Raw genomic sequence first — 9,585 nt, 5'->3', positions numbered from 1 at the left:
GGGACTTCGGGCGGCGGCTGCCACATGCGGGCGAGGCCGAAATTGACGTTTTTGTGGATCACCAGCAGGCCGGCCGCCTGCAGCTCCTCGCGCGCGGTGGGCTGCCTCTCCGTCCAGGGCTTGACCGGGCCGGGCTCGACGCCGCGCGCGGCGATGACGATCAGCCTTCGCGCGGCGGCCTCGGCCGGTCGCAACAGCCGCACGATCCTGCGCCAGACACGGCGCGGAACGTCATGCGCCCCGCCATCGTCCAGCCCGGCATAGAGGATCAGAACCGCGACGACACGCAGCAACGCCGCCCGGTTGCGGGCGATCGCGGCTGGCCAGTCGAAGATGTGGGGTCGCGCGTCGGTCATGGCGCGAGGGTAAGGGCGGGGAGCGGGGCGGTGGATCAGATGGTGGCGCCGGGGGCGGCGGATTTGGTGCAGAGTCTTGATTTTGGTGGAGTTTTTTAGTGGTCGCTTCGTGACGACCCCCACCCTTTATCCCTCCCCACAAGGGGGAGGGAGGGCGCTGGCATTGCGTTCAACCGTCGCCTGTTGCGCCTGGCTCGACGTGTTGGGTGAGGGGGCGAGGTCGAGCGCTTCCTCCCCCTTGTGGGGAGGGATAAAGGACGGTGAGGCCCGATTTCGGAGGGCCCTCATCCGTCTGCGCCGGTTCACGGAACCGCCGCATCCACCTTCTCCCACGGGGGGAGAAGGGAGGCGCGGGCGCGACGGATGTTCTCCGGCGAGAACCCGCCAGGCCGGCGGACCGAAACCCTATTTCGTCTTCGCTTCCTGCCAGAGGGCTTCCATCTCGTCGAGGGTGGCGTCGGCAGGGGATCTTTCGCGAGCGGCGAGGGCGGTTTCTATGTGGCGGAAGCGGGTGAAGAATTTGTGGTTGGCGGCCTCAAGGGCTGCTTCCGGCTCGACGTCGAGGTGTCGGCCGAGATTGACGAGCGCGAAGAGGAGGTCGCCATATTCCTCCTTCACCTTGTCGTCCTCGCCGGATCGCATCGCCTCGCGCAATTCGCCGATCTCCTCCTCGATCTTGTCGAGGATGGGCGGGGCGGTGTCCCAGTCGAAGCCGACGCGGGCGGCCTTGCGTTGCAGCTTGATGGCGCGGATCAGGGCGGGCAGGGCGCGGGGCACGTCGTCGAGCAGGGACGGGTGTTCGCCCGGCTCCACGCCGGCGGCCTTGGCGGCTTCGGCGTGCCTTGCCGCCTTCTCGGCCTTCTCCTCGGCCTTGATCTTCTCCCACATGCCCTTGGCGAGCTTCTTGCCGCGGACGTTGTCCGGCCCGAAGACGTGCGGGTGGCGGCGGATCATCTTCCTGGTGATCGCCTCGACGACGTCGCCGAATTCGAAGTGGCCGGCTTCCTCGGCCATGCGCGCGTGGAAGACCACCTGGAGCAGCAGGTCGCCCAATTCGTCGGGCAGATCGACCATGTCGTCGCGCTCGATCGCGTCGGCGACCTCGTAGGCCTCCTCGATCGTGTAGGGGACGATCGTGGAGAAGGTCTGCTCGACATCCCAGGGACAGCCGGTCTCGGGATCGCGCAGCCGGGCCATGATCTCGATCAGGCGGGAAATGTCGCGGGAAGGGGTCATGGCGCCATTCTTATGCGAAAACGCGAAGACGGCGAGATGACAGATGCCGGGCATCCACAGAATCCGCGGCTGCGGGCGGCTTATGAAGGGATCGGGGCGCCGAAACGCCCCGACAGGCTTGCCTATGGCTGCTGGATCGACTCGATGTATTCGACCAGCGCGACCATGCGGGCGCGCACCAGCAGTTCGGCGCTGAAGGGCTGCGTGCCGCCGGTGGCGTCGCGCGAGAAGACCGTGCCCCAGATCGGCATGTCGCCGGCGCCATGGGCGCGAGTCTCGGCCCGTCCGTCGATGGTCTGGTAGACCTTCACGAAGGGATAGACGTCGCCATTGTCCTTCAAGAGCGTCGTCAGGTTCGGCGGCGCGGTCTTCAGTTCGCTGGCGAATTCTCCTCCGCCCTTGCCGTCGGCCCCGTGGCAGACGGCGCATGCCTCGCCGAAGAGCTGCTTGCCCATGGCGATGTCGTCGGCCGCGGCGCTCGTCACGGTCAGGCCCAGAACGCCGATGCCGACGGTGAGGGCGGTCAGGTAGTGTGCAATGCTTGTTTTCATTTTTTCCTCCCGAAATAGGATTACCCAACGGAAGGAAGTATCGGACCGGCCCGAGCGGTCCTCATTGACGCCGATCAACGGAATTGACCCAACGTAAGACGACCATGGCGCGACGCGTTACCGCGCGGCGCGGGCGAGGCCGTGGGCGATGAGGCGATCCAGCAGCTCGGCATAGGCAATGCCGCTGGCGGCGAGCGCCTTGGCGTACATGGAGATGTCGGTGAAGCCCGGGATCGTGTTGATCTCGTTGACCAGGCAGCGCATGTCGGCGGTGACGAAGAAATCGACGCGGGCCATGGCGTCGCAGCCGGTGGCGCGGAAGGCGGTGGCGGCCATGTCGCGCAGGCGTGCCTCCATGTCGGGGGCGAGTTCGGCCGGGATCTTCAGGGCCGCGCCGTCGGCGTCGACATACTTGGCGTCGTAGCTGTAGAAGCCGTGACTTTCGGCCGGGACGATCTCGCCGGGGCGCGAGACGGCGAGGGCGCCTTGCGGGTCTTCGAGCACGGCGAATTCGATCTCGCGGCCGTCGATGAATTCCTCGGCGAGGAGCTTGTCGTCGTGCCGGAAGCCTTCGGCGAGCGCGGCGTCGTAGCCGGCGGCGTCGGCGACCTTGGAGACGCCGACGGACGAGCCCTGGCGTGCGGGTTTCACGAAGACGGGCAGGCCGAGTTGCGTTTGCAGTTCGGCGAAGGACAGCAGGGTGTCGCCCTGGCGCAGCACGAGCGAGCGGGCGACGGGGATGCCGGCGTCGCGCAGCAGGCGCTTGGCGAGATCCTTGTCGATGGAGGTCGCCGAACCGGCGATGCCGCAACCGACGAGCGGCACACGGGCGACGGCGGCCAGGCCCTGGACCGAACCGTCCTCGCCATGCGGGCCGTGCAGGACGGGAAAGAGCGCGCCGATCGGCGGCAGTTCGTCGGTGCCGTCCGGGCCGGCGGCGAGGAGGCGGCCGCGACCGCCCGGAACGAGCGCGAGTTCGGGACCTGTCTCGTCGGCCGTCAGCGTGCCGTCGGCGAAGCTCGCCGAACGCCACTGGCCCTCGCGCGTGACGAAGACCGGCACGACGTCGTATTTCGCCGGATCGAGGCCGGCCACGACATTGGTGGCGGACATGACCGACACATCATGCTCGGCCGAGCGGCCGCCATAGAGGACGGCGATGCGCAGGCGTTCGGGGGAAGCGGTCATCGAGATCTCCGGACTGGAATTGTGGCGTCAAAGGCGCGCGAAATGGGCGTTCAGGGCCGCGAGCACGTCGGCCGGGCGTTCCTCGACGAGGAAGTGGCCGGTGTCGATCGCGTGGCCGGTGACGGCCGGGAACCAGGCGCGCCAGGCGTCGAGCGGATCGATGTGATGCGCGACGACGCCGCGGGCGCCCCACAGGACGAGGCAGGGAACGGCGCTGGTCCGGCCGAGATCGGCGCGGTCGTGGTCGAGGTCGGAGGTGGCGGCGGCGGTGTAGTCTCCGCACCAGGCGGCCACCACGTCCGGCTTGCGCGCCGCGCGCTCGTATTCGGCGAGCGCATCCGGATCGAACATGTCGAGACTGGCCGAGAGGCCGGCCAGCGCGGAATGCAGGAAGAGGATTGGATCGCCGGAGATCAGCCGGCGAGGCATGTCGCCGGGCTGGGACAGGAAGAGCCAGTGGAAATAGCGCCTGGCGAGCCAGTCATCCATGGTGCGCCAGGCGTCGAGCGTCGGCAGGATGTCCATCAGCACCAGCGAGCGCACGGCGCTTTCGTGATCGAGCACCATGCGGTGGGCGGTGCGGGCGCCGCGATCGTGGGAGACGACGTGGAAGCTCTCGTGGCCGAGATGCGCCATCAGCGCCACCTGGTCGCGGGCCATGGCGCGGAAGGTGAAATCGCCGTCATGGGCGAGGCTGTCGCCATAGCCGCGCAGATCCGCGACGACGACGCGATGGCTGCGCGCGAGGTCTTCGGCGATGCCGTGCCACATGGCGTGGGTCTGCGGATAGCCGTGCAGCAGGAGCAGGGGCTCGCCGGCGCCGCCGACCCTGGCGTGGATCGTCGCGCCGTCGAGCGCGACGTCGATCTCCTCAAAGCCTGCGAACATCACGGTCTCCGCAACGGTTGGACGCTCAAGGCGCTATCAAAGCCGCCATGCCGTTGTCAAAGCCGCGTGCACTTACCGCCAAATCCGCTTGTCGCATAAGATGGATTATGGAACTATTTGGTGTCCCGTACCGCTATGACCTGCGGTTTGACGGCGTCCGTCAGTGCCTTGGGATCGACGCTGAAGACGCTGTCCGGACGTCCGGCGGCCGCCCACACGATTGCGTAGCCCAGCAGGCTCTCGTCCAGCCATGTGGCGATCGGCGCCTTGTGGCCGACGGGTGCGACGCCGCCGATGGCGAAGCCCGTCTCGTCGCGCACGCGGCGGCCGTCACATCGCTTGAGCTTCAGGCCGTAGCGCGTTGAAATGTAATCCAGATCGGCGTTGTGATCACCTGACACGAGAAGCAGGACAAGAGCACCGTTTTCGGCATTCTCGAAGACCAGAGACTTGACGATCTGGCCGACGGCGCAGCCACACGCGGCCGCGGCGTCTTCGGCCGTGCGCGTCGACTGGTCCATGACCCTGAGCTCGATCTGGAGCCCGAGACGTTCGGCGTCCTTGGCGACGCGCTCCATGCTCGAACCGGGCTTCGGGACGACGGGGTCGCTCATGCGGTCTCCAGTTCGATGACAAGCCCGTCATGGGCCGGCTCGACGTGATCGGGCGTCTCGGCGCGCACCGTGTCGTAATCGAGCGGAATGTGCATATGGGTCAGATATGCGCGTTTGGGCGCCAGTTCCATAATCACGTCCAGCGCCTGCTGCAGCGACAGATGGCTCGGATGTTCGCGATATTGCAGCGCGTCGATGATGAGCACGTCGAGGCCCTGCATCTGCGCCAGCGTCTCGTCGGGATAGGAACTGACGTCGGAGCAATAGGCGAAATCGCCGATGCGGAAGCCGAGCGAATGGATCCTGCCATGCTGCTGGACGAGCGGTTGGAAGACGATGTCGCCCCCCGGCCCCGACACCGGGAACGGCTGGTCGAGTGCGATCGGCTGGCGCCGCAGGATCGGCGGATAGCCGCTACCGGCCGGCGTCTCGAAACAGTAGCGGAACCCCTCCCACAGGCGCTCATAGGTGGCGTCGTCGGCCCAGATGTCGACGAGCCGCTTCTGCCACAGGACGAAGGTGCGCAGGTCGTCGATGCCATGGATGTGGTCGGCATGCGGATGGGTGTAGACGACGCCGTCGAGCTGGCGGGCCTGAACGTCGAGCATCTGCTGGCGGAAATCCGGGCCGGTGTCGATGACGACGCAGGTGCGCTCGCCGGAGGGCGCGATGCGCTCGGCGAAGAGCGACGCCCGCAGGCGGCGGTTGCGCGGATTGTGCGGGTCGCAATTGCCCCAGTCGCCGTTGAGCCGCGGCGTGCCCGGAGACGAGCCGCAGCCAAGGACCGTGTAGCGCATTGTCGCCATGTCGGGATCAGGCATCGTGGCGCGGCACTTTCGCAAACAGGCGGTAGAAATTCTCCGTCGTCGTCCGGCCGATCTCCTCCAGCGTCACGCCGCGCACGTCGGCCAGCACCTGGGCGGTGTTCTTCACATAGGCCGGCTCGTTGCGCTTGCCGCGATGCGGCGGCGGCGCGAGAAACGGCGCGTCGGTTTCCACGAGCAGCCGGTCGGCGGGAACGTCGCGGGCGATGTCGCGGATGGCCTGCGAGTTCTTGAAGGTCAGGATGCCGGAAAAGGACACGTAGCCACCCAGCGCCACGCCGGCCTCGGCCAGCGCGCGGCCCGAGGAAAAGCAGTGCAGAATGAAGGGGAAGGCCCCCTTCCCTCGCGTTTCCTCCGTCAGGATCGCGATCATGTCCTCGTCGGCGTCGCGCGCGTGGATGACGAGCGGCAGGCCGGTGCGGCGGGCCGCCTCGATATGGCGCCGGAAGCCCTCGGCCTGCGCGTCGCGCGGCGCCTTGTCGTAATAGTAGTCGAGCCCGGCCTCGCCGATCGCCACGACCTTCGCGCCCTCGGCCAGGCGCACGAGGTCGTCGGCGGTGACGTCGAGTTCCTGGTCGGCATTGTGCGGATGCGTGCCGACCGAGCAGAAGACGTCGTCATAGGCGTCGGCGATGGCGCGGATGTCGTCGAAGCGGCGGACATGGGTGGAGATCGTGACCATGCGGACGATGCCGGCGTCACGCGCGCGCTGGACGATCGCGTCACGCTCCTCGGCGAAATCGGGGTAATCGAGATGGCAATGGCTGTCGATGAGCATGGGTGCAGACGGGCTTCAATTGACGGTCGGGCGCGGTTTCCTGCCGACGATGACATTGGTGTCCTCATCGACAATCTCAAAACCGGCCTCGTGAAACAGGTTCAGCCAGTCTCGCACCGTTCGACCTCTATCGTGGAAAAAACGCGGGTTGATTTCAACAATGACGCAGACGCAGTCGCGCAATGCGGCACTGTCGCATTCGAAGACATCGAATTCGGTTCCCTCGATGTCGCACACGAGAGCGTATGGACCCTGAACGCCCGTCTCTTCAAGCACCTGCGACAGGGTTTTCGCCGGAACCGGGACGACGGGGCCGTCGTCGGCGCCCCGCGCGAGCCGACTCATGGTCATCAGCGGGCGGAGCAGGAAATCGACCTGCGGCTTGCCCTCATAGGCGATGGCGGCGGTGACGAGCGTCGTCTTCCCGGCGTTCCGCTTCAGGTCCGTGTTGCGGTTCAGATAAGGCGCGAGCGCCTCATGCGCCTCGACGATGACGTGCCGGGCGTCGGGGCCGATCCTGTCGCGGATGAAGGGGCTGACGATGCCGAAGCCGCCGCCGAGTTCGACGACATCGACGCCTTCAGGGAGATGGCTGGCGACGAATTCGCGCATCGGCCTTTCGTATTCGCCCGTGTCGACGCCGCGCTGGAGCGCGTAGTTGCTGCCGGGCGGAAGGGCGAAGGCATGGCCGCCGATGCGGTAGACCGGTCCGTGCAGGCGCTCATGCAGCACATAGGCCAGCTTGCGCAGCTTGAAGCGTCGCGGCAGCACGTCTTCCGGCCGGTTGAAGCGCCGGTTGCGGCGGAAATCGCGGATCGCGCGGGCGAGCCATGACGCGCCGATCGCCGATTTCGTGACGGTGGTGCGCACGCGGCGCGGCGTCAGCGCACGGGCGTATTTGTCCTCGAAGGCGCGCGCCGACCGCACGAAGGAAGGCCCGGTCACGGCGTGGCCGCGGTGTTCGACATGGAAGCCGATGACATAGGCCTTGCGACCGGCGAGCGCCGCCTGGACGACCATGTCCGGGCCGTACATGTGGAAGCCGTGGAGATCGGCGGACAGGCCCGGATTGGTCGACTGCCGGGCGATGATGAAGTTCTCGTCGAGCGAGATCACCTCTTCTGGAAAATCGCCCGCGTGGCGCTTGTAGCCACCGATATCGGTGATGCACTGGATCGGCATGCGCCCGTCGGGGCCGTATCCGGCGTTGCCGGCGACGCCCCAGTCGGGATCGCGCGCGGTCAATTCCTGCAGCCTGGCATCGAGCAGCGCGATGTCGTCACAGGCGAGGATGTCCTGATGGCAGAGCACGAGGAATTCGCCGCGCGCCCGGGCGATCAGGACATTGAGGCCGGCATAGGCGTCGAACCGGTTCCCGGCGGTGTTGTCGACATAGAGGAACTCGCAGGCCGCTTCGGAGAAGCCCTTCTCGCGGAAGGACGCCACCATCTCGCGATAGAGGCCGACATCGGTGACCAGCGAGCAGAAGGAATAGCGCAACGCCGGGCCCGGAACGCTTTCGACGTCCACGGTTCCCAGCGGAAAGGCTTCGCTCATGGCATGGACGCCTTCTAGCCGGCCGCCTCGCTGTCGACATAGCGCGGGAAGACGCCGCTCGGCGCGGGCAGTTCCGTGCCGGGCACCAGCATCGCCTCGATGCTGTCGAAGTCGCGCGCGTCGGCCGGCGCGGCCACCAGGTCGAGCAGCTTCTCGGCCGAAGCCGGGATGTAGGGCTGCGCGAGGATCGCGATGCGGCGCACGGTTTCGGCGACCACGTAGAGCACGGTCTTCATGCGGTCCGGATCGGTCTTGCGCAGCGCCCACGGGGCCTGGGCGTCGATGTAGCGGTCACCGGCGGCCGCGACCTCGAAAGTCGCCTCGACGGCCTTGTGGATCGCCTGCTTGTCCATCGCGTCGCGGGCGGCGGCGAGCGCCTTGGCGCCCTCGGCCAGAAGCGCCTCGTCTTCCGCCGTGAAGGCGCCGTGCTGCGGCACCCTGCCCTCGCAATGCTTGGCGATCATCGACAGCGAACGCTGCGCCAGGTTACCGAGGCCGTTGGCGAGGTCGGCGTTGATGCGGTTGACGATCGCCTCGTGGCTGTAGGAGCCGTCATTGCCGAAGGGCACTTCGCGCATGAAGAAATAGCGCACCTGGTCGAGCCCGTAGGCGTCGATCAGCGCGAAGGGATCGACGACATTGCCGACCGACTTCGACATCTTCTCGCCCTTGTTGAACAGGAAGCCGTGGGCGAAGACGCGCTTCGGCAGTTCGACGCCCGCGCTCATCAGGAAGGCCGGCCAGTAGACGGCGTGGAAGCGCACGATGTCCTTGCCGATGATGTGCATGGCCGGCCAGTAGCCCCAGCGATCGGCGCTCTCGTCCGGGAAGCCGGCGGCGGTGATGTAGTTGGTCAGCGCGTCGACCCAGACATACATGACGTGGCTGTCGTTGCCGGGCACCGGCACGCCCCAGTCGAAGGTGGTGCGCGAGATCGACAGGTCCTTCAGGCCGCCCTTGACGAAACTCGCGACCTCGTTGCGGCGTTCGGCCGGCAGGACGAAATCCGGGTTTTTCTCGTAGAGTTCGAGCAACTTGTCGCCATAGGCGGAGAGGCGGAAATAGTAGCTCTCCTCCTCCACCCACTCGACTTCGGAGCCGAGCGGCTCGCGGCGCACGCCGTCCTCGCCGACGGTCGTCTCGCTCTCGTCGAAATAGGCTTCCTGGCGCACCGAGTACCAGCCGCCATATTTGCCGAGATAGATGTCGCCGGCGGCCTCCATGCGCTTCCACAGCTCCTGCACGGCGGCCTTGTGGCGCGGCTCGGTGGTGCGGATGAAGTCGTCATTGGAGCAGCCGAGCGTCTCGACCATGCGGCGGAAGACGGCGGAATTCCTGTCGGCCAGCTCGATCGGCGCGATGCCTTCCTTCTCCGCGGTCTGCTGCATCTTCTGGCCGTGCTCGTCCGTGCCGGTCAGGAAGAACACGTCTTTCCCGTCATGGCGCGCGAAGCGGGCCAGCACGTCGGTCGCGATGGCGGTGTAGGCGTGGCCGATATGCGGCACCCCGTTGGGGTAGAAGATCGGCGTCGTGATGTAGAAACGGTCTTTGGCGGACATCTTGGCTTGTCTGGAACGAGGAAACGGAGTGCCC

General features: G+C 66.9%; 8 protein-coding genes and 2 pseudogenes. All 10 read right to left on the bottom strand.

What is annotated here, in order from left to right:
- Window positions 1–356: pseudogene (locus tag MRY80_RS15970) on the bottom strand (hypothetical protein); the annotation flags it as partial.
- Window positions 357–761: 405 nt separating this feature from the next.
- The gene (gene mazG, locus MRY80_RS15965) at window positions 762–1,592 is read right to left on the bottom strand and encodes a nucleoside triphosphate pyrophosphohydrolase (protein WP_293292044.1); all 831 of its coding nucleotides are present in this window, start codon (window positions 1,590–1,592) and stop codon (window positions 762–764) included.
- A 122-nt stretch (window positions 1,593–1,714) separates the two neighbouring features.
- Window positions 1,715–2,143, bottom strand: coding sequence for a cytochrome c (locus MRY80_RS15960; RefSeq protein ID WP_293292043.1), 429 nt, complete (start codon window positions 2,141–2,143; stop codon window positions 1,715–1,717).
- Window positions 2,144–2,260: 117 nt separating this feature from the next.
- On the bottom strand, window positions 2,261–3,331 hold the full coding sequence (locus MRY80_RS15955) for a D-alanine--D-alanine ligase family protein (RefSeq protein WP_293292042.1): 1,071 nt from the start codon (window positions 3,329–3,331) through the stop codon (window positions 2,261–2,263).
- Window positions 3,332–3,358: 27 nt separating this feature from the next.
- Window positions 3,359–4,219, bottom strand: coding sequence for an alpha/beta hydrolase (locus MRY80_RS15950; RefSeq protein ID WP_293292041.1), 861 nt, complete (start codon window positions 4,217–4,219; stop codon window positions 3,359–3,361).
- Window positions 4,220–4,332: 113 nt separating this feature from the next.
- Window positions 4,333–4,833 carry a YbaK/EbsC family protein gene (locus tag MRY80_RS15945; protein ID WP_293292040.1) on the bottom strand — a complete coding sequence of 167 codons (501 nt, stop codon included), beginning with the start codon at window positions 4,831–4,833 and terminating at the stop codon, window positions 4,333–4,335.
- Window positions 4,830–5,639, bottom strand: coding sequence for an MBL fold metallo-hydrolase (locus tag MRY80_RS15940; RefSeq protein ID WP_293292049.1), 810 nt, complete (start codon window positions 5,637–5,639; stop codon window positions 4,830–4,832). Before MRY80_RS15940 ends, MRY80_RS15945 begins: the two co-directional genes overlap by 4 nt.
- Before the next feature lie 7 nt (window positions 5,640–5,646).
- Entirely contained in the window at window positions 5,647–6,435 is a 789-nt protein-coding gene (locus MRY80_RS15935) for a TatD family hydrolase (protein ID WP_293292039.1), read from the bottom strand.
- A gap of 15 nt (window positions 6,436–6,450) precedes the next feature.
- A complete protein-coding gene (locus MRY80_RS15930) occupies window positions 6,451–7,992 on the bottom strand; it encodes an FkbM family methyltransferase (protein ID WP_293292038.1) in 1,542 nt (513 codons plus the stop codon).
- Between the two features lie 14 nt (window positions 7,993–8,006).
- Window positions 8,007–9,563 (bottom strand): annotated as a pseudogene (gene metG, locus MRY80_RS15925) (methionine--tRNA ligase); the annotation flags it as partial.
- Between the last annotated feature and the right edge of the window lie 22 nt (window positions 9,564–9,585).

The sequence above is a fragment of the Oricola sp. genome (assembly GCF_022763245.1).
In the GTDB taxonomy this organism is placed as follows: Bacteria; Pseudomonadota; Alphaproteobacteria; order Rhizobiales; family Rhizobiaceae; genus Oricola.
This window is presented reverse-complemented; position numbering and strand designations above follow the sequence as displayed.

Excerpts from the sequence above, each read along its gene's own strand:
- MRY80_RS15935 (WP_293292039.1), bottom strand. The coding sequence starts at position 6,435 with ATGCTCATCGACAGCCATTGCCATCTCGATTACCCCGATTTCGCCGAG.
- mazG (WP_293292044.1), bottom strand. The coding sequence starts at position 1,592 with ATGACCCCTTCCCGCGACATTTCCCGCCTGATCGAGATCATGGCCCGG.
- MRY80_RS15945 (WP_293292040.1), bottom strand. The coding sequence starts at position 4,833 with ATGAGCGACCCCGTCGTCCCGAAGCCCGGTTCGAGCATGGAGCGCGTC.
- MRY80_RS15950 (WP_293292041.1), bottom strand. The coding sequence starts at position 4,219 with ATGTTCGCAGGCTTTGAGGAGATCGACGTCGCGCTCGACGGCGCGACG.
- MRY80_RS15930 (WP_293292038.1), bottom strand. The coding sequence starts at position 7,992 with ATGAGCGAAGCCTTTCCGCTGGGAACCGTGGACGTCGAAAGCGTTCCG.
- MRY80_RS15960 (WP_293292043.1), bottom strand. The coding sequence starts at position 2,143 with ATGAAAACAAGCATTGCACACTACCTGACCGCCCTCACCGTCGGCATC.
- MRY80_RS15940 (WP_293292049.1), bottom strand. The coding sequence starts at position 5,639 with ATGGCGACAATGCGCTACACGGTCCTTGGCTGCGGCTCGTCTCCGGGC.
- MRY80_RS15955 (WP_293292042.1), bottom strand. The coding sequence starts at position 3,331 with ATGACCGCTTCCCCCGAACGCCTGCGCATCGCCGTCCTCTATGGCGGC.